The 22,609-nt window shown below is 25.8% G+C and carries 12 protein-coding genes, 2 tRNA genes and 1 pseudogene; 1 reads left to right on the top strand and 14 read right to left on the bottom strand.

Annotation, left to right across the window (positions count from 1 at the left end; translation table 11 throughout):
• Positions 1–69: 69 nt before the first annotated feature.
• The 12 genes and pseudogenes from GJT87_RS01550 to GJT87_RS01605 form a co-directional block, all read right to left on the bottom strand.
• Positions 70–1,677 carry a DEAD/DEAH box helicase gene (locus tag GJT87_RS01550; protein WP_168895662.1) on the bottom strand — a complete coding sequence of 536 codons (1,608 nt, stop codon included), beginning with the start codon at positions 1,675–1,677 and terminating at the stop codon, positions 70–72.
• Positions 1,678–1,950: 273 nt separating this feature from the next.
• The gene (gene pnp, locus GJT87_RS01555) at positions 1,951–4,044 is read right to left on the bottom strand and encodes a polyribonucleotide nucleotidyltransferase (RefSeq protein WP_168895663.1); all 2,094 of its coding nucleotides are present in this window, start codon (positions 4,042–4,044) and stop codon (positions 1,951–1,953) included.
• A 63-nt stretch (positions 4,045–4,107) separates the two neighbouring features.
• Positions 4,108–4,377, bottom strand: a complete 270-nt coding sequence (gene rpsO / locus GJT87_RS01560; protein ID WP_168895664.1) for a 30S ribosomal protein S15 — start codon at positions 4,375–4,377, stop codon at positions 4,108–4,110.
• A 19-nt stretch (positions 4,378–4,396) separates the two neighbouring features.
• Positions 4,397–5,326 (bottom strand): tRNA pseudouridine(55) synthase TruB, encoded by a 930-nt coding sequence (truB, locus tag GJT87_RS01565; protein ID WP_168895665.1) that lies wholly within the window; start codon positions 5,324–5,326, stop codon positions 4,397–4,399.
• A 30-nt stretch (positions 5,327–5,356) separates the two neighbouring features.
• Positions 5,357–5,719, bottom strand: a complete 363-nt coding sequence (rbfA, locus tag GJT87_RS01570) for a 30S ribosome-binding factor RbfA (protein ID WP_168895666.1) — start codon at positions 5,717–5,719, stop codon at positions 5,357–5,359.
• A 40-nt stretch (positions 5,720–5,759) separates the two neighbouring features.
• Entirely contained in the window at positions 5,760–8,090 is a 2,331-nt protein-coding gene (infB, locus tag GJT87_RS01575) for a translation initiation factor IF-2 (protein ID WP_168895667.1), read from the bottom strand.
• A gap of 43 nt (positions 8,091–8,133) precedes the next feature.
• Positions 8,134–9,627 carry a transcription termination factor NusA gene (gene nusA / locus GJT87_RS01580; RefSeq protein WP_168895668.1) on the bottom strand — a complete coding sequence of 498 codons (1,494 nt, stop codon included), beginning with the start codon at positions 9,625–9,627 and terminating at the stop codon, positions 8,134–8,136.
• Between the two features lie 276 nt (positions 9,628–9,903).
• Positions 9,904–9,980: transfer RNA gene (locus tag GJT87_RS01585), tRNA-Met, on the bottom strand.
• 57 nt (positions 9,981–10,037) lie between these two features.
• Positions 10,038–10,128, bottom strand: a tRNA-Leu gene (locus tag GJT87_RS01590).
• Between the two features lie 8 nt (positions 10,129–10,136).
• Entirely contained in the window at positions 10,137–10,406 is a 270-nt protein-coding gene (secG, locus tag GJT87_RS01595; RefSeq protein ID WP_168895669.1) for a preprotein translocase subunit SecG, read from the bottom strand.
• Positions 10,407–11,081: 675 nt separating this feature from the next.
• A pseudogene (gene ftsH, locus GJT87_RS01600) lies at positions 11,082–12,923 on the bottom strand (ATP-dependent zinc metalloprotease FtsH); the annotation flags it as partial.
• Positions 12,924–12,953: 30 nt separating this feature from the next.
• Positions 12,954–13,607, bottom strand: a complete 654-nt coding sequence (locus tag GJT87_RS01605; RefSeq protein WP_168895670.1) for an RlmE family RNA methyltransferase — start codon at positions 13,605–13,607, stop codon at positions 12,954–12,956.
• Positions 13,608–13,765: 158 nt separating this feature from the next.
• On the opposite strand from GJT87_RS01605, the gene dut reads away from it, so the two are divergent.
• Positions 13,766–14,221: a dUTP diphosphatase gene (gene dut, locus GJT87_RS01610; protein ID WP_168895671.1), complete on the top strand. Its 456-nt coding sequence runs from the start codon at positions 13,766–13,768 to the stop codon at positions 14,219–14,221.
• A 46-nt stretch (positions 14,222–14,267) separates the two neighbouring features.
• Here the strand turns inward: dut and rpoC are convergent, their stop codons facing one another.
• Together rpoC and rpoB are read right to left on the bottom strand one after the other, a co-directional pair.
• Positions 14,268–18,470, bottom strand: a complete 4,203-nt coding sequence (gene rpoC, locus GJT87_RS01615) for a DNA-directed RNA polymerase subunit beta' (protein WP_168895672.1) — start codon at positions 18,468–18,470, stop codon at positions 14,268–14,270.
• 50 nt (positions 18,471–18,520) lie between these two features.
• Positions 18,521–22,561, bottom strand: a complete 4,041-nt coding sequence (gene rpoB / locus GJT87_RS01620; RefSeq protein ID WP_168895673.1) for a DNA-directed RNA polymerase subunit beta — start codon at positions 22,559–22,561, stop codon at positions 18,521–18,523.
• Positions 22,562–22,609: the final 48 nt, after the last annotated feature.

Here is a 22,609-nt window from a genome sequence, read left to right on the forward strand (position 1 = left end):
TTAAAACAATAAATATATAATAAAATATATACAATATATCTTCTTGTTTTGTAAAAAAATAAGATTAATTTAATAATGATTTACTTTTTTAAAAGTAATTATTTTATTTAAAATTTTTATATTTGTTATTGTTTTAATAGAATGAATATTTTTTTTAGATAACTCTACGAGAGAATAATAATCAAATAATTTAACATTACCAATATTGTTGCTAGGTATTAATATTTTATTAATAATAGCACCTACTATATGACGTATTTCTACTCCATCTTTTTTCCCTATATTTATTTTATACATTATCATATTTTCATGTAAATATTTTTTTTTGTTTGTACGTAAAAATTTATTTTTAACCGTATTAACTACTTCTGGAGGGAAAACTAAAGGCCTATTACCTTGCGCAATTTTTAATAATACAGCTGTTAATAATTCCTTATCTACAAATTCTTCAAATGGTTTCGTTAACAAAATATTTTTATATTGTTCAATATCATAACTTTTTAATGTACTATGTATTTTCATAATAAATTTTTCTAATCTTTTTTGACTTAAAAAAGATGTATGTGGTATTTTTTTTTCTATAATATTAAATTTAGTAAAATATGCAATATTTTTTAATAAACGTTTTTCTCTATATTCTACGAAAGTTAATGCACTACCAGTGCGTCCCGCCCTACCAGTACGGCCAATACGATGTATGTAAGATTCAGCATCCATAGGAATATCATAGTTAATAACTAAATCAATTCTTTTGACATCTAATCCTCTAGCAGCGACATCTGTAGCTATTAAAATTTCTAATTGAGCATTTTTAAAACTATTTAAAGTTTTTTCTCTTATATTTTGATTCATATCACCATTTAATGGCGCACTATTATATCCATAATTATTTAATTTGTGTGCTACTTCTAAAGTAGAGTTTTTAGTTTTTACAAAAATTAATACAGCATCATAAGATTCAACTTCTAAAAATTTCATTAATACATCGATTTTATTTACATGTATAATACAATAACTTTGATTAATATGGGGTATAGTATTATTATCAGATTGTATTTTAATTTCATGTGGATCATGCATAAATTTTTTAGTAATTTTTTTTATTTTATATGGCATAGTTGCAGAGAATAATGCTGTTTGATAACCTTCAGGTATAACAGACAAAATTTGTTCTACATCTTCAATAAAACCCATTCTTAACATTTCATCTGCTTCATCTAATACTAAACTAGTAGTAGTAGATAAGTTAATAGTTTTTCGTTTAATATGATCTAATAATCTTCCTGGTGTAGCAACAATGATTTGCGGTTTTAAACGTAAACCACGTAATTGTATATGATAAGATTGACCGCCATATAATGATAATACATGAACACCATAAATAAATTTAGAAAAGAAGGATGCAAATGTTGCTATTTGTATAGCTAATTCTCTAGTTGGTGTTAAAATCAAAATTTGAATATTTTTTATTTGGGGTTTTAAATTATTTAATAGTGGCAATATAAATGCTGCAGTTTTACCACTACCAGTTTGTGCTATGCCTAAAACATCTTTTTTTAATAATAAATATGGAATACATTCTTTTTGTATAGGTGTTGGTATAGTATACCCAATATTATTTAAAGCTTTAATAATATTATTATTAAGTTTAAATTGAAGAAAATTATTATTAGTCATGTTAATATACATGCCTCTTTAAAAATAAATAAATAAATTTAACAACATTTTATAAAAATAATAATATTTATATATTATAAATTATGTTGTCGATATGTTTTTACAAAGATATGATACATAGAACACATATTTTATATCTTATTTGTGATTAGAAGTTATATATAACTTCTAAACACAAATAGAAGAATGGTATCATAAATAAAAAATGAATAATAAATTGTATGATCATGATATATATAAGAAAATACATATTAATTATATTATAATATGTATTTAACGTGTAGTTATTGCTTTCATACTTAATCTAATTCTTCCTTGTTTGTCAATTTCTATAACTTTAACTAAAACTTTTTGTAGTAATGTTAAATGATCACTAACTTTACTAACATGTGTGTTAGTGATTTGTGAAATATGTACTAAACCTTCTTTGCCGTATCCTATAGAAATAAAAGCACCAAAATCCATAATACGTGTGACTTTTCCACTATAAATACGTCCTACAATAATATCCGCAGTAATTTCTTCAATACGACGTATAGCAAATTGAATTTGTGTATAGTTTTGTGCTGCAATTTTAACAATGCCATTATCTTCAATTTCTATAACTGTTTCTGTTTCTTCTGTTAAAGCTCTAATAACCGATCCGCCTTTACCAATCATATCTTTAATTTTTTCTGGATTAATTTTTATAATATGTATTCTAGGTGCAAATTCTGAAATATGTTTTTTAGGAATAGAAATATTTTTTTGCATTACTTTTAAAATATGCAATCTTGCCAATTTAGCTTGTTGTAATGATAATTTAATAATAGATGCTGTAATACCTTTAATCTTCATATCCATTTGTAATGCAGTAATACCTTTATTTGTACCAGCAACTTTAAAATCCATATCACCTAAATGATCTTCATCGCCTAATATATCAGTTAAAATAACAAAATTATCTTTTTCTTTAATTAAACCCATAGCTATACCAGCTACAGCATTAGTAATAGGAATGCCAGCATCCATCATTGCTAATGATGCACCACACACAGATGCCATAGAAGAAGATCCATTAGATTCTGTAATTTCTGATACTAAACGAATGGTATATGGAAATTTTTCTAATGTTGGCATAACAGGTAATATTGCTTTTTTAGCTAAATGTCCATGACCTATTTCTCTTCTTTTAGGTGAACTTAATATGCCTGTTTCACCAACAGCATAAGCAGGAAAATTATAATGAAATAATAAATGATCAGTTTTTTCGCCAATCAAGTCATCTAATATTTGTGCATCTCTTGTTGTACCTAAAGTAACAGTAACTAAAGCTTGTGTTTCGCCACGGGTAAATAAAGATGATCCATGTGTACGTGATAAAATACCTGTACGAACATCTAAGCTTCTAATCATATTATGTTTACGGCCATCAATGCGTACATTATTTATTAATATCTGTGTTCTTACTATTTCTTTTTCTAATTCATAAAAAATTTCATTAATATCATATTGACTAATATTTGGATCTTGTTTATGTATAATTTCTATAGTATTTAGTTTAATTATATCAATTTGTTTTATTCTATCCTGTTTTACCGGAATATGATAAGCTTTTATTAGATCTAATTTGGCTAATGTTATGATATTTTTTTGTAATTCTTTATTAATAGGATTCATAATCCATATTTTGCTATCTGTAGGTGTTTTTACCTTTTCAGCAAATATTATTATGTTATTAATTAATTGTTGTTGTTTTTTATGTCCATATATTATTGCATTTAATATTTTTGTTTCATCTAATTGATTAGTTTTTGCTTCTACCATTAAAATTTCTTTTTGTGTACCAGTTATAATTAAATCTAATTGACTATGTTTCATTTTAGTTATACTAGGATTTAATACAAAACACTTATTTATATAACCTATACGTGCTGTTCCAATAGGACCATCAAAAGGTATATTTGATATGCTTAATGCAGCAGATACACCAATAATAGCAACAATATCTGGATGTATATTCGGATTAATAGATATGACAGTTGCAATGATTTGTATATCATTTAAAAAACCTTTTGGGAATAAAGGTCTTAGTGGACGATCAATTAAACGTGAAATTAACATTTCATTTTCACTAGGACGATTTTCTCTGCGAAAAAAATTGCCTGGTATACGTCCTGCTGCATAAGATCTTTCTTGATAATGCACAGATAATGGTAAAAAATTTTGTTCTTTTTTAATATTTTTATTTACTACTATAGTAATTAATACTGTTGTACCATTAATATTAACTACTACTGCAGAAGTTGTTTGACGTGCAATCATTCCAGTTTCTATAGTTACAGTATTATCACCATAACTAAATGTATGAATAATCGGATTTAACAAAATATCTATCCTTTATATAAAATTATAATTTTAAATATGAATTTTAAATTATATATAACATTATTATTTTCTTAAATTTAATTTTTCTAATAATGTATTATATTTTAGAAAATTTTTTTTTTTAAAATAATTTAATAATTTTCTACGTTGTGATATTAAATTTAGTAATCCACGACGACTATGATGATCTTTTTTATGGTTTTGAAAATGTTTATGTAAATTATTAATTCTTAATGTAAGTAAAGCAACTTGTATAGGAGTAGAACCTATATCTGTGTTATTTATTTTAAACTTATTAATGATTGTTATTTTGTTTTGTTTATTTGTATGCATAAATATTCCTTATATAATACTATATTAGTATATATTTAGTAATATGTTGTTTATGATTGATTATGCCAATGCCAATAAATTTATATGTATATTTTTCTAAAATATTCACATATTTATTTTTGGTAATATCCATTATTTTTATCGTCTGTTTTTTACCATATTTTATATTTTTTATGATATCGTATGTTAAATAAATACTAGGTAAATTACGTGTCATATACTGTATGGGTAAAATTAGTTTATTAATTAATGTTGCTTGTAATAAATTATTTTTATAATTTTTAATTAGTATTTTTAATTGTGGAATTGTAATTACATTGTTATGTGTTATAGAAATATGTGCTATATTTAAACGACGTAATTGTATTACGTGTGCGCCACAACATAATTGATCTCCTAAATTATCAATAATACTACGTATATACGTGCCTTTAGAACAATGTATCTTTAATTTTAAAATATTTAAATGAAAATATATTAATACTATTTTATATACAATTACCGTCCTCACAGGAACTTGAACATTAATATTATTACGTGCATACCAATATAATGGCATGCCATTATATTTTATAGCAGAATATATATTAGGGATTTGTTGTATTACACCTAAAAAATTAGTGAGTTTTTTAAAGATATATGCTATAGTTATGTCATTAATATTTTTTTTCATAATGATTTTGCCATAACTATCTGCAGTATCAGTTTTAATACCTAATCGTGCTGTTACTTCATATATTTTATCTGCTTCACTTAATAAGTGAGCAAATTTAGTACATTGACCAAAACATATAGGTAATAGTCCACTTGCTAAAGGATCTAATGTACCTGTATAACCTGCTTTATGAATATTAAATAAAATTTTAATTTTTTGTAACATTTTATTAGATGTTAATCCAATGGATTTATCTAATAACAACAAACCATTAATATTTTTTTGATACGGCATGACTATCACTTGGAATTAGAATATAAATAATTATATATTATTTTGGTTAAGTAGTTTAGTAATATGCGCACCTATATTTAAAGAATTATCAAAAAAAAATTTTAAATGTGGAATATGACGTAATATTATTTTTTGAGTTAAAATATGTTTTATGTATCCTGATATTGCATTTAAGAAACATAATTCTCGTTTTTTATTATGACATAATGTGTCTTTTATGTGTGGATAGCAAATAAATATTTGTGCAAAAGATAAATCTTTTGATACTAATACATCTGTTATTGTAATTAATTTATTAAAACGTGTATCATTAATATTATTCGCTAGTATATATGAAATTTGTTTTTTTAATTCATTAGCAACTTTTAATTGTCGATATTTATTTTTTTCCATAAGTATTTCTTTTATAAAAAAATAATTTTTAAAAAATATGTTATTTACGGTTTTCTATTTTTAGAAATGATTCTATTTTATCTTGTATTTTTATGGTATTAAAATTTTTTATAATAATACCACATTCCATATTTATACTTACTTCCGCAACGCTATCTTTAAATCTTCTTAATGATTCTATGGTAGTTTCATAAATTATTTTGTCATTACGTATAACACGTATATTATGATGTTGTTTTAAAAATCCATGTTTAACAGTACAGCCAGCAATAACACCAATATGTGGGATAGTAAAAATATTTTTTACTTCTGCCATGCCTAAGATCTGATATGTATATGTAGGTGTAACAAATGAATTAACAAAATTTTTAAAATTATCAATTAAGTGATAAATAACTGTAAAAATACGCACATTAATATTGTTAGATATCATAATACGTTTAGCCGTACTATTTATTTTAACATTAAAACCTATCACAAAAATATTATGAGTTGTAGAAGCTAATATAACATCTGTTTCTGTAATATTGCCTACACCAGTATGGATAATTTTAATACTACAATTTTTTTGTATTATTTGCATCAATGCATTTTTTATAATGTCTATAGATCCTTGAGTATAACATTTTAATAATACATGTATTTTGTGTATATGTTTTTGATTTAAATCAATAAATTTATTTTTAAAATTTTTTTGTTGTATGGCAATTTTTTTATTACGTAATTGATCTTTTCTATAAGACACTATACTTCTTATTTTTTTTTCATTCGTAATAACTATAAAAGTATCACCAGCATAAGGTATATGTGATAAACCAACGATTTCTACTGCAGAAGAAGGTTCAGCTGTCAGTAATAATGTTCCTTGACAATTTTTTAAAATTTTTATTTTACCATAAGTTGTGCCACATAATATCATATCTCCTTTTTTTAAAGTACCTTCTTGGACTATAATATTTGCTATGGGTCCTCTACTTTTATCTAAATAAGATTCAATTACAATACCTTTCGCAATTCCTTGGAATCTTGATTTTAATTCTAACATTTCTGCTTGCAACAAGATTGCATCTAATAATTTATTAACTCCTATCCCAGTTTTAGCAGATAATGAGACAAATATATTATTACCACCCCATTGATCTGAAATAATATTATATTGACTAAGATCATTTTTAATTTTTTCTATATTAAATATGTTTTTATCAATTTTATTAATTCCTACTATGATGGGTACATTATATTCTTGTGCATATTTAATAATTTCAATAGTTTGAGGCATAATACCATCATCAATAGCTATAACCAATATAATAATATCTGTAATACTAACTCCACGTGATCTCATTAAAGAGAATGATTCATGTCCTGGAGTATCAATAAAAGTAATATTTTTATTTTTATGTGTAACTTGATAAGCATTGATGTTTTGTGTAATGCCACCAGATTCTTTTAATTGTATTTTTGTCGATAATATATAATCTAATAATGATGTTTTTCCATGATCAACATGTCCCATAAGAGTAACTATAGGATTGCGTTCTTGTAATTTAATATTTATATTTTCTGTATTAAGTAATGAGCTTTCTAATATATTTTTATGTCGTATAATTACTCGATGTCCCATATTTTGCACAATTAATTGTGCTGTTTTTAGATCTAATAATTTGTTATTGGGACATAGTATACCTATACTCATCATATTTTTAGTCACTATAGCACTCTTGATTGCCATTTTATCTGCTAATTCTTGTATACTAATATGTTTATTAGCATAGAGAATAATATCACGAATAATATTTTTATTGGGTTTGGTAAAGGCTTGTTGTAATTTATTTATATGGTGTTGAGGATGTTTTTTTTTCTTTACAACAGGTATTACATTGTTTTTAATGTATATATCAGATATTGTTTTCTGTAAATTATTTATTTTATAATTTTGTTTTATAGAAAATTTATTTCTTATATGTGTGTTTTTTTTACCATTTTTATTATATATAATAGTTTTTTTTTTTTTTTCATTAGTAATATTAGATACTTTTTTAAATGGTTTCTTAATTATTTTTTTAAATTTAATATTATTAACTATTTTTTTTTCATTGTTATATAAATTGTTATTAGATAATATGTTTTTTTGATGAATATTACTTGTATTGTTTTTTCTTTTCGTATCAATTTTTATATGGCTATATTTTGTATTAATAAATAATTTTTGTTTCACTAAATAATGTACTAATTTTTGTTTTTCTTGTATAGTGATATGATCATTAATATTTTTAATAATGCCAATTTCTAAAAAATATTTTATAATTTTTTGTATAGACATATTCATTTCTAAAGCTATATTATTTACAGTAATATCCATTAAATCCATATTTAGTTTACCTCATTCATATATATAATATTATGTATCATAGTTATGGTTTTTTTTTAAACCAACAAATATTACGTGCAGACATAATTAAATCACCTGCTTTTTTTGTATTTAAAATTTTAATATCAGAAAGATCTTCAATACTTTGTTCTGCTAATTGTTCGATAGTTCTAATACCTTTATGAATTAATAATTCACATATTTTATTATTCATATTTTTTATTTGAAGAAAATTATTTACTATTTGTGTGCTATTATTTGTTTTATTAGTTGTTATATTATAATATTTGTTTTTCACATAATTTTGCATGTTTTGAAAACATATTTTACTAATACTAAATTTAGTAGTAATATCATTAATTTTATTTAATGGGTGAAATATAATTGCTTCCAAAGAAGATAAATGTTCTTCTTGTACTAATTTCCATGCGCAATCTTTGTTAATTTTTAAATGTTCCATAAAAATTTTTATTAATGTATTATTTTTTTTATTATATTTAATAATAAAATTTTCTTGAGTCATAATATTTAATTCCCAACCACTTAATTGTGATGCTAAACGAATATTTTGTCCATTTCTGCCAATTGCTTGCGCTAAATTTTTTTCATTAACAGCAATATCAATTTTATGATTATAATCATTTACAACTATTGAAGAAATTTCTGCTGGTAACATTGCATTAATAATAAATTTTTTTATATCTTTATTCCAAAGAATAATATCTATTTTTTCACCATTTAATTCATTTGATATGGCTTGCACTCTAGCGCCTCTTATTCCAACACAAGCACCAATTGGATCAATCCTATGATCAAGCGTGTGTACAGCTATTTTCGATCTTAAACCAGGATCCCTAGCAGCAGATTTTATTACTATCAATCCTTCTTTAATCTCTGGTACTTCTATACGAAATARCTCTGTTATCATTTGTATTTTAGAACGACTAATAAAAAAAATATTCTCTTTATGTATTTTTTTAATAGTAAATAATAATCCTTTAATACGATCTCCAGACCTAAAATTTTCTCTAGGTAACATATCTTCTCGTAAAATAATAGCATCAATATTATTACCTAAATCTAAATTTAAATAACCTTTATGAGTTTTTTTCACTATACCATTTAATATTTTACCAATTTTTTGCTTAAAATAAGCAAGATTAATTGCTTTTTCTGCTTCCCTGACCTTATGAACAATAACTTGTTTAGCTGTTTGTGTGGTAATACGATCAAAATTAATGGATTGAATTTTATCATAAATATAATCACCTATATTTAATGAATTATCTTCAAGACGTGCAGCATCTAACGTAATTTCTTTTGTGGGATAATGTACTTTTTTAACAATTAACCATTTTCTAAAAGTATTAAAATTACCATTATTGCGATCAATATTAACTGATACTTCTATATCATGCACATATTTTTTTTTTGTTGCGCTAACTAACGCGCTTTCCATAGCTTCAAATATTTTTTCGCGCGGTAAAGACTTTTCATTAGATACTGCTTCAATAACAGCAAGTATTTCTTTATTCATCCTAGTTTTCCTCAAAAATTAACTTGGTAAAATTAGGGAACTAGATTTTGTATAATATTTATTTTTTTTTTATAAAAAAAATCCTAATTATAAATATAATAATTATTTTTATAAAAATAATAATATAACTTATTGACATAATAAATAATATTTTTTTGTGTTCTCCAATTTATATATCAAACATGTATTTACAAACATGACTAGCATATATATTAACATAATAATGTTAAATATAAATGTAGTAAGTATTAGGAGTAAAATTTTAATTGATGGTAGTGGTTGCGGGAGTTGGATTTGAACCAACGACCTTCGGGTTATGAGCCCGACGAGCTACCAATCTGCTCCACCCCGCGTCTACTTAGTGATACTATATGATATAATAAAAATACTTATAATGCAAATATTTTTTATACCGAAGACGGGATTTGAACCCGTATATCCAAATAATATGGGATGCTACCACCTCAAGGTAGTGTGTCTACCAATTTCCACCACTTCGGTTTGTATAATTAAAACTTATAAAATTTACTTGTTTTAATATTTACTATATTTTGTTTAGTACTAATATGTCCTAGTATCATGCTAAAAGCAAAAAATAATAAAGTAAGAACAATAATACTATTAGTTAAAATCTTATTAGTTGTATTTGTATTAAATAATGGTGGAGCATAATTAATGGCAGAAGTACTAAGATCTGACATTTCATTATTTTCTAATAAAACTAAGCTAATTAATAGCATGTCAATAATAATAAATAAAAATAAAAATAATGCATACATAAAAATTTACCAAACAATATTAAATTTATATTTAATATAATTAGTAATTATTATACATATTTTTTTAAACAAAACAATATATAATATCTTTGATAAACATTTATTATTTATTTAAATAAGAAATCATTTATTTTCATTATATTATTCAATCTACTAAATTTAGTATTAATTGTCTTAAGGAGATTCAGATTTTTATATTAACAATAATTAATTTTTTTAAAAAATAATATATTTTCTAATTGTTTAAAATTTATTAATTCTTAATAAAAATTAATTATTTTTATAATACAAAATATTATCTGATCTGTCATAATTAAAAATTAAACATGCTACATGTCGTTATATTATTATATATGTTTGAATGAAAATATAAATAATTTTATTATAGTTAGAATTTATATTATCTAAATTATAAAAAATATTTTTTTTTATTTTTACAGAATATTTTTCAATTACAAAAGATAATATTATACTATTATATAGTAAAATAATTATAACTATGTGTTTCATATCATTCATTAATACTCAATAAAATTTTATTACTTACACATATATACYTTTTAAAATAACTAACATAATTTTTTTAATATATACTAAATTTGTTTTAATTTTTTTTTAAAAACATAATTTAAAAAAATGATAGTATTTTTGGATTTAATTATTAATTTTAATATTATTTTTAGATGAAATTTTAGTTTTCCATGTTGGTGGACTAACTTTACACCTAGCCATTAATTCATTAATTTGTTTTGTTTCTAAAGTTTCATATTCCATTAATGCATTTTTCATGGCATGTAAAATATCAATATTATCTTTAAGAATTTTCATGGCTCTATTATAATTTTCTTGAATAAAAAATTTAACTTCTTGATCAATTATTTTTGCTGTTTCTTCTGACATATTTTTTGATTTAGTTAATGATTTTCCTAAAAAAATTTCTCCTTCTTCTTCTGCATATAATAATGGTCCTAGTTTTTTAGAAAAACCCCATTGAGTAACCATATTACGTGCTAAATTGGTTGCAACTTTAATGTCATTAGAAGCCCCTGTAGAAACATACTGTTCACCATAAATAATTTCTTCTGCTATTCTACCACCATATAATGTAGATATTTCGCTTTCTAATTTTTGACGATTAATACTAATAATATCTATTTCTGGTAAAAAAAATGTCACGCCTAAAGCTTGTCCGCGTGGTATAATAGTAACTTTATGTATTGGATCATGTCCAGGAACAAGACATCCAATAATAGCATGACCTGCTTCATGATATGCTGTAGTTTCTTTTTGTGCTTCAGTCATTACCATAGATTTTCTTTCAATACCCATCATGATTTTATCTTTAGAATTTTCAAAATCTGACATAGTAACACATTCGCGATTATTACTAGCTGCTAATAAAGCCGCTTCATTTACTAGATTAGCTAAATCTGCTCCCGAAAATCCTGGTGTACTTTTAGCTAAAATTAAAATATCAACATCTTGTTGCAAAGGAATAGTTTTAGTATGTATAAGTAAGATTTGTTCTCTACCTCGAATATCAGGTAAACCCACAATTACTTGTCTATCAAATCTTCCTGGACGCAATAAGGCAGGATCTAAAACATCGGGGCGATTAGTAGCTGCAATTACAATAATACTTTCATTATTTTCAAAACCATCCATTTCAACTAACATTTGATTTAATGTTTGTTCTCTTTCATCATGTCCGCCACCTAAACCAGCTCCTCTTTGTCGACCAACAGCATCTATTTCATCTATAAAAATAATACATGGTGAAATTTTTTTAGCTTTACTAAAAATATCTCTTACTCTCGATGCGCCAACACCAACAAACATTTCTACAAAATCTGATCCAGAAATAATAAAAAATGGAACTTTAGCTTCTCCTGCAATAGCTTTTGCTAATAATGTTTTACCGGTTCCAGGAGGACCTATCATAAGTATCCCTTTAGGTATTTTGCCACCTAATTTTTGAAATTTTTTGGGTTGTTTTAAGAATTGCACTACTTCTGCAACTTCTGCTTTAGCTTCATCACATCCAGCGACATCATTAAAAGTAATTTTAATTTGTTCTGCAGTAAACATTTTAGCGTTACTTTTGCCAAACGATAATGCGCCTTTACCGCTACTTTGTATTTGGCGAATAAAAAATACCCAAACTGCAATAAGTAATAACATAGGGAACCATGAAATAAAAATTGCTAGTAATACACTCGGGGATTCTGGCGGCACACTAAAAATTTTAACATGATTATTTAATAATATATTTAATAAATCTGGATCATACATAGGTAAATATGTAACATATTTATTATGATTTTTTGTTACAACAAAGATTTCTTTACCATTAATTTTAGTTTCAAGTATTTTATTTTGATGTACTTCATTAAGAAATACAGAATAATCCATTCGTATTTTTTTTTGTGCATTATATGAATTAAAATTCTGGAAAACAGATAAAAAAATTACTGTAATTGCTAACCAGAGAATTATATTTTTTGTTATCTTCTTCAAAAGAGCAACCTCTGTATTTGTTCGTACACTTTAAACAAAATTATATTTTTTATATCCTTTAGCAACAATATAAACTTCGCAAGAACTAGTTTTAGAAGAGTTAGGTTTTCTAATATATACGTTATTAAACATTTTACATATTTTATGATATAAATATTTAAATTCATTACTTTGGAATATTTTCATTACAATACTGCCATGATTTACTAAATATTTTTTACATAAATTTAACACTATCAAATTTAAATATACAGATTTTGGCATGTCTATTGTCTTTATTCCAGTCATATTAGGTGCCATATCAGACATAATAATTTGTGTTTTTTGTTTCTCAAATTTTTGTTCTAGTTTATTATATATATTATTATCTAATAAATTTCCTTGGATAAAATCTACATTATATATCTTTCTCATTGATAACATATCATTAGCAATAATTTTACCTGTTTCTCCTATTTGTAAACTAGCAAAACTAGACCATCCTCCTGGCGATGATCCCAAATCAATAACGTTCATACCTTTTTTAAAAAGGTAATCTATATTATGTAATTCTTCTAATTTAAACCACGATCTTGAACGAAATTTATTAAAATTATTATGTACTTTTTTTACATAATAATCATTGAAGTGATTTTTTAACCATATTGATTTTGATTTATACTTTTTTTTATTTATAAAAATCATTTATTTCATTAAAGAGTTAATTATGTTATAATAATTTTATTATTTCAAACTATATATGATATTAGTTTTAAATAAAAATTTTCAAATTTTATGACATTATATCAAAGTTTTTATTTAATTGCAATTTAGTATATATTCTTTTAATTTATTTATTAAATATGAAAAAAATAGATATTAAAATTTTAGATAGTCGTATTGGTAGTTTATACCAATTACCACAATATGCTACTTCTGGATCAGCTGGATTAGATTTAAGAGTTTGTATAAATGAAAACATGATAGTTCAGCCTAATAGTAACATTTTATTACCAACAGGACTAGCTATACATATTAGAGATCCTAATATAGCTGCTGTTATTATCCCAAGATCAGGATTAGGACATTATCACGGTATAGTTTTAAGTAATTTAATCGGTTTAATAGATTCTGATTATCAAGGACATATCATGATACCTATTTGGAATCGTAGTTATAAGAAAGTTAAAATATTACCTGGTTCAAAAATTGCTCAAATGATATTTTTACCAATTTATCAAGTACAATTCAATATTGTAAAAAATTTTACAATCTCTACAAGAAATATTCATGGTTTTGGTCATACAGGAATAATATAAAAACTTAATATATTTAAAATATTATGTCGAAAATATATGCAAATTATTATTTTTTAACATTTAAATTTGCATTCAGTAATTCAGTTAAATTAGCTGCTGCTACAGTAATGTTATCAGTTTGCTTAGATTTTTGTTCTTCTTTCATACGTCGTTGATGATAAGCATAGCCAGTGCCAGCTGGAATTAATCTACCAACTATAACATTTTCTTTTAATCCTCTTAAATAATCATGTTTTCCTCCTACAGCAGATTCGGTTAAAACTCTTGTTGTTTCTTGAAACGATGCTGCAGAAATAAATGAAGATGTTGCCAAAGATGCTTTTGTGATACCTAATAAATTACGTTTATATAATATAATTTTTTTATTATGTTTACTAAAATTCTTATTTAACATTTTTATTTGTGATACTTCTACTTGTTCTCCAACTAAAAAATTTGAATCTCCTGAATTAATAATAGTTGCTTTACGCAACATTTGACGTATAATCACCTCTATATGTTTATCATTAATTTTTACACCTTGCAATCTATATACATCTTGTACTTCATTAATAATATAATGAGTAACTGCACTAACACCACGTAAACGTAAGATATCATGTGAAGATTCTGGACCATCAGAAATAATATCACCTTTATTTACTAATTCTCCCTCAAAAACATTTAATTGACGCCATTTAGGTATCATTTCTTCATATATATGATCTGCAGCAGTTATTACTACTCTTCTTTTACCTTTAGTTTCTTTCCCAAAAGATATAATACCACTAATTTCTGCTAAAATAGCAGCATCTTTTGGATGACGCGCTTCAAATAAGTCTGCAACTCTAGGCAAACCTCCAGTAATATCTTTAGTACTAATAGATTCTTGTGGTACTCTTGCTAATATATCACCAATATTAACTTTCATATTATCATTAAAATTAATAATGGCTTTACTTGGTAAAAAATAATGTGCAGGCATATCTGTACCAGGAATAATAATATCATGATTTTCTTCATTTATAATTTTTAACATAGGACGATAATCTTTACTCAAACTACTTCTTTCTGCAGTATCTAAAACTACTATAGAAGATAAACCTGTTAAATCATCTGTTTGTTTAATAAAATTTTGTCCTTCAATCATATCACAAAATTTTATTTTACCAGCTACTTCACTAATAATTGGCATGGTATGAGGATCCCAATATGCTACTATTTCACCTGCAGYAACTTTAGAACCATGTTTTTTAGTAATAACTGCACCATAAGGTATTTTATAACTTTCTGTAGTTTTACCAAAATTATTGAGAATTGTTAATTCTACATTTCTAGAGGTAACTATAACTTTACCTAAAGAATTTGTAACATATTTAATATTTACTAAATTAATAAAACCCTGATCTTTAACTTGTACACTAGATTCTGTAGCTGTTCTAGACGCCGCGCCTCCTATATGGAAAGTTCTCATGGTTAATTGTGTACCAGGTTCACCAATTGATTGTGCTGCAATAACACCAATAGCTTCGCCTTTATTAATCAAATGTCCTCGCGCCAAATCTCTACCGTAACAATAAGCACATACACCAAAATGAGTTTCACAACTTACTACTGATCTTACAACAATACTATCTATAGAATATTTTTCTAATAAATTACAATGTTCTTCATTTAATAAAGTATTTTTATGTATGAGAATATCATCGGCATGAGGTTTTTTAATATCTTGTAAATTTACTCTTCCTAATACTCGATCTTTTAATGGTTCTTTAATATCTCCTCCTGTAATTATAGAAGACATTTTAATGCCTTTAATCGTATGACAATTATTTTCTGTAATCACTAAATCTTGTGCTACGTCTACTAGTCTGCGTGTTAAATAACCAGAATTAGCTGTTTTTAATGCTGTATCTGCTAAACCTTTTCTTGCGCCGTGTGTAGATATAAAATATTGTAACACATTTAAACCTTCGCGGAAATTAGCTACAATAGGTGTTTCAATAATTGAACCATCTGGTTTAGCCATTAAACCACGCATGCCTGCTAATTGTCTAATTTGTGCTGCCGATCCTCTAGCTCCGGAATCAGCCATCATAAAAATATTATTAAATGAACTTTGTTGTTGAATATTACCAGTTTTATCTATAATATTTTCAATAGATAAGTTTTTCATCATAGATTTAGCAACTTTTTCATTAGCAGCAGACCAAATATCAATAACTTTATTATAACGTTCTCCGGCAGTTACTAATCCTGTTTGAAATTGTTCTTGTATTTCAGATACTTCATTTTCAGCTTCTTGAACAATATCTTTTTTATTTTCTGGTATAATAATATCATCTATTCCAACAGATGCGCCAGAACGAGCTGCATACTGGAAACCAGTATACATAATTTGGTCTGCAAAAATTACAGTATGTTTTAAACCTAAAGTTCTATAACATATATTTAACATATGTGAGATTGATGTTTTACCTAAAGTTTGATTAATCAGATCATAAGATAAACCTTTAGGAACATAAGACCAAAAAATTGATCTTCCAATAGTTGTATCTATTATTTTAGTTGTCTTGGTAAAAATGTTATTTTTACAATTAAATAAATATTCGGTAATACGTACTTTGACACGGGCATGTAAATCTACTTCACCTAAAAGATAAATTCTTTCTGCTTCTTTAGGGCCTGTTAAATACATTCCTTCGCCTCTAGCATTAATTTTATCCTTAGTCATGTAATATAACCCTAATATTACATCTTGTGATGGCACAATAATAGGTTCCCCATTAGCCGGAGATAAAATATTATTTGTAGACATCATTAATATTCTAGCTTCTAATTGTGCTTCTAAGGTTAAAGGAACATGTACTGCCATTTGATCTCCATCAAAATCAGCATTATATGCTGCACATACTAAAGGATGTAATTGTATAGCTTTGCCTTCTATCAAAATTGGTTCAAATGCTTGTATGCCTAATCTATGTAAAGTTGGCGCTCTGTTTAATAATATAGGATGTTCTTGGATTACTTCATCAAGTATATCCCATACAATTGGTTCTTCTTTTTCCACCATTTTTTTAGCAGATTTTATAGTATTGGCCAACCCTCTAATTTCTAATTTACCATATATAAAAGGCTTAAATAATTCGAGAGCCATTTTTTTGGGTAAACCACATTGATGCAGATGTAAATAAGGACCTACCGTAATAACTGATCTGCCAGAATAATCCACCCTTTTACCTAATAAATTTTGTCTAAATCTACCTTGTTTGCCTTTAATCATATCTGCTAAAGATTTTAAAGGACGTTTATTAGATCCAGTAATTGCTCGTCCTCGTCTACCATTATCTAATAATGCATCTACAGCTTCTTGCAACATTCTTTTTTCATTTCTAATAATAATATCGGGCGCAGATAATTCTAATAAACGTTTTAACCTATTATTACGGTTTATAACACGACGATATAAATCATTTAAATCTGAAGTAGCAAATCGACCGCCATCTAACGGTACTAAAGGTCTTAAATCAGGTGGTAGTACAGGTAAAACTGTTAAAATCATCCATTCAGGTTTATTGCTAGAATGTATAAAGGATTCTAGTAATTTAATGCGTTTAGTAAGTTTTTTACGTTTAGTTTCGGAATTAGTCTTATGTATTTCATTACATAATCTGGTATATTCTTGTTGTAGATTTATMTTTTTTAATAATGTTTGTATAGCTTCTGCACCCATTTGTGCATTAAATTCGTCACCAAATTCTTCTATAACTTCTAAATATTGTTCTTCTGATAAAATCTGGTTGTTTTTTAATGATGTTATTCCTATATCAATAACAACATATGCTTCGAAGTATAAAACTCTTTCAATATCTTTTAATGGTATATTTAATAATAAACCGATGCGTGATGGTAATGATTTTAAAAACCAAATATGTGCAATAGGTGCAGCTAATTCAATATGCCCCATTCTATCTCTTCTTACTTTAGTTTGTGTAACTTCTACACCACATTTTTCACAAACTACACCTCTATGTTTTAAACGTTTGTATTTACCACATAAACATTCATAATCTTTTATAGGGCCAAAAATACGAGCACAAAATAAACCATCGCGTTCTGGTTTAAATGTGCGATAATTTATTGTTTCTGGTTTTTTTACTTCTCCAAAAGACCAAGACCTCATCATATCTGCAGAAGCTAAAGTAATTTTTATTGTGTTAAAATCGTTTATTTTATTTTGTGATTGTAAATATTTAAATTGATCGTTCACAAATATATAACCTCAAATATGTATATAAAATAATAATTAATGACTCTATATTATTTATATTTATTTTTCTTTTCTAAATCTATATTCATTCCTAATGAACGTATTTCCTTTAATAAAACATTAAAAGATTCCGGTATGCCTGGCTCCATCTGATGATTCCCATCGACAATATTTTTATACATTTTTGTACGACCATTCACATCATCTGATTTAATCGTTAACATTTCTTGTAACGTATATGCTGCGCCATATGCTTCTAAAGCCCATACCTCCATTTCACCAAATCGTTGTCCGCCAAATTGAGCTTTACCACCTAACGGTTGTTGTGTAACCAAACTATACGATCCAGTAGATCTGGCATGCATTTTATCATCTACTAAATGATTTAATTTCAACATATACATATAACCAACTGTAACCGGTCTTTCAAAAAGTTCTCCTGTACGTCCATCATATAAATTAATTTGTCCTGATGTAGGCAACTTAGCTAATTGTAATAATAATTTTATTTCTTTTTCTGTTGCACCATCAAATACTGGTGTTGCTATAGGTAAACCATCTTTTAAATTATGTGCTAAAGATAATAATTCTTGTTCAGTTAGTTGTTGTAAATCTACTTTTTGACGTATATTACAACCTATATTATATACTTTTTGCATGAAATCTCTCAAATCATGCATGTTTTGTTCTTTTTGTAATAAAAGATTAATTTGTTGTCCAATTCCTTTAGCAGCCATACCTAAATGTGTTTCTAATATTTGTCCTATATTCATTCTTGAAGGAACTCCTAATGGATTAAGAACAATATCGACAGGTACTCCATATTCATCGTAAGGCATATCTTCTACAGGACAAATTTTAGAAATAACACCTTTATTACCATGGCGGCCAGCCATTTTATCTCCTGGTTGTACTTGTCTTTTGATTGCTAAATTAACTTTTACAATTTTTAATATTCCGGGCGCTAAATCATTTCTACGAATAATTTTTTTTTTTTGTTTTTCTAATTTTTTGTTAAAAACATGTTTTAATTTTTCATATTTTTTAATTAAATCAATAACTATTTTACGTTCATTTTTTTGTTTAGTTGGTAATAATGTGTACCACTTACTATAATGTTTACTATATAGATCTTGCTCAAGACATTTATGCTTCAACAAATATTGTTTTAAATATGTTAGAATATAATGCTTAAAAATTTTTTGTTCTTTAGACAAATTTTTTTGAAGTTGTTTTAGTTCCATTTCTTCTATTTCTATGGTTCGTTGATCTTTTTTAACTCCTTCACGAGTGAAAATTTTTACATCAATAACTACACCAGAAATACCATTAGGTACACGTAAAGATGTATCTTTTACATCAGAAGCTTTTTCACCAAAAATTGCTCGTAATAATTTTTCTTCTGGTGATAATTGTGTTTCTCCTTTAGGAGTTACTTTACCAACTAAAATATCACCACTTTTAACTTCTGCCCCAATATATACCATACCTGATGAATCTAGTTTAGATAAAGAAGATTCACTAACATTAGGTATGTCTGCTGTAATTTCTTCTTGTCCTAATTTCGTATCACGAGATATACAAGATAATTCTTGTATATGTATTGTAGTAAATTTATCTTGATGTACTATATGTTCAGATAATAAAATTGAATCTTCAAAATTATATCCATTCCATGGCATAAAAGCTACACGCATATTTTGGCCTAAAGCTAATTCTCCTAAATCAGTTGCTGGACCATCTGCTAATACATCGCCTTTATTAACATTATCATTTAAATATACGCAAGGCGTTTGATTAATACATGTATTTTGATTAGATCGTTTGTATTTGATTAAATGATATATATCCATATTATGAGAAAACATATCTACATTATTATTTGTTTGTATAATCATACATGATGCATCTATATATTTTACAATACCAGTATTTTTTGCAATAATAGTTACTCCTGAATCTGCAGCAACAACTCTTTCCATACCTGTACCAACTAAAGGTTTTTCAGTTTTTAATATTGGTACCGCTTGTCGTTGCATATTTGCGCCCATTAAAGCTCTATTAGCATCATCATGTTCCAAAAACGGTATTAAAGATGCTCCTACAGATACAATTTGTTGTGCCGAAACATCCATATAATGTATTTGTTTTTTATCAAATAAATGAAATTCACCTTGATGCCGACACGTGATATAATCTTCTATAATAAAATTGTTATGGTCTAAGTTTATATGTGCTTGCGCAATAATAAAATTACCCTCTTCAATAGAGGATAAGTAATGTATTGTATTATTTACTTGACCATTATTTACACAACGATACGGAGTAACCAAAAAGCCATACTGATTAGTTGTCGCATAAAGAGATAAAGAATTAATTAAACCAATATTCGGTCCTTCAGGTGTTTCAATCGGGCATACTCTACCATAATGTGTTGGATGCACATCACGTACTTCAAAACCTGCCCTTTCGCGTGTTAAACCACCAGGACCTAATGCTGATATGCGACGTTTGTGTGTTATTTCTGCTAATGGATTATTTTGATCCATAAATTGCGATAATTGACTAGAACAAAAAAATTCTTTTATAGCAGCTGAAATAGGTTTTGCATTAATTATATCTTGTGGTGTAAACATATCTGTTTCACTTAATGATAATTTTTCTTTTACAGCACGTTCCACACGTATTAAACCAATACGAAATTGGTTTTCAATCATTTCACCAATAGAACGAACTCGACGATTACCTAAATGATCTATGTCATCAATATTTCCTTTACCATTTCTAATATCAATTAATTTTTTAATCACGTCTATGATATCATCATGATTTAATAAACCAGATCCTGTTGCATGACTACGCTTTAAAGAATAATTAAATTTCATACGTCCTACTGCAGATAAATCATAACGTTCTTCTGTAAAGAATAAGCGTTTAAATAATAATTCTGCTGCTTCTTTAGTTGGTGGTTCTCCTGGTCTTATCATCCTATAAATTTCTAATAAAGCTTCTGTACGATCTAATGTTGTATCTATTCTTAAAGTATTAGAAATATATGGCCCTTGATCTAAATCGTTAGTAAAAATAGTCTCAATACTATTAAAATTATTGTTAATTATATTATTAATATTATCAATAGATAAAAAAGAATTAGCAGAGATAATAACTTCGCCAGTATTTGGATTAATATAATCTTTAGCAACAATTTTGCCTACAAGATATTCTTTAGTAACATGTATATAACGAATATTATCTTTTTTTAGTTTATTAATATGTTTTAATGTAATTCTTTTACCTTTTTGAATATAATGAATACCATTAATATGAATATCAAATAGAGCAGTTTCACCATGTAATCTATGAGGGAATAACATCATAGTTATTACATGATTATTGATCTTATAAATATTTTTTTGAAAAAAAAGATCTAATATTTTTTCTTGATCATAATGTAATGCTTTTAAAATGACAGTAACAGGAAGTTTTCTTCTTCGATCTATACGCATAAAAAGATTATCTTTTAAATCAAATTCAAAATCTAACCATGAACCACGATAAGGTATAATACGTGCATTATATAATATTTTCCCTGAAGAATGTGTTTTACCTTTATCACTATCAAAAAAAACTCCAGGACTTCTATGTAATTGTGAAACAACAACCCTTTCAATGCCATTAATAATAAATGTACCGTTAGTTGTCATTAATGGTATTTCACCCATATAAACTTCTTGTTCTTTTATATTGTTAATATTATTTTTATTTTCTTTATCATAAATAATTAATTTTAACTTTACACGCAAAGATGCGGAATATGTCATACCTCTTATATGGCATTCTTGAACATTATAAACAGGTTTGCTTAAACGAAAATCAATATATTCTAATATACAATAACCGTTATAACTACATATAGGGAAAATAGTTTTAAAGGCAGATTCTAAACCACATTCTTCTCCTTTATTGCTTTTTTGTATGAATTTTTTAAATGAATCTAATTGAATAGAAAGTAAATATGGGATATCTAAAATATGAGGTCTTTTCCCAAAATCTTTGCGAATACGTTTTTTTTCAGTTTGAGAATAAACCATATGGTTCCTCAATTTATATATAATAAAATGAATAATTTATTTGATATA

Source organism: Enterobacteriaceae endosymbiont of Macroplea mutica, assembly GCF_012571345.1.
Classification (GTDB): Bacteria; Pseudomonadota; Gammaproteobacteria; order Enterobacterales; family Enterobacteriaceae.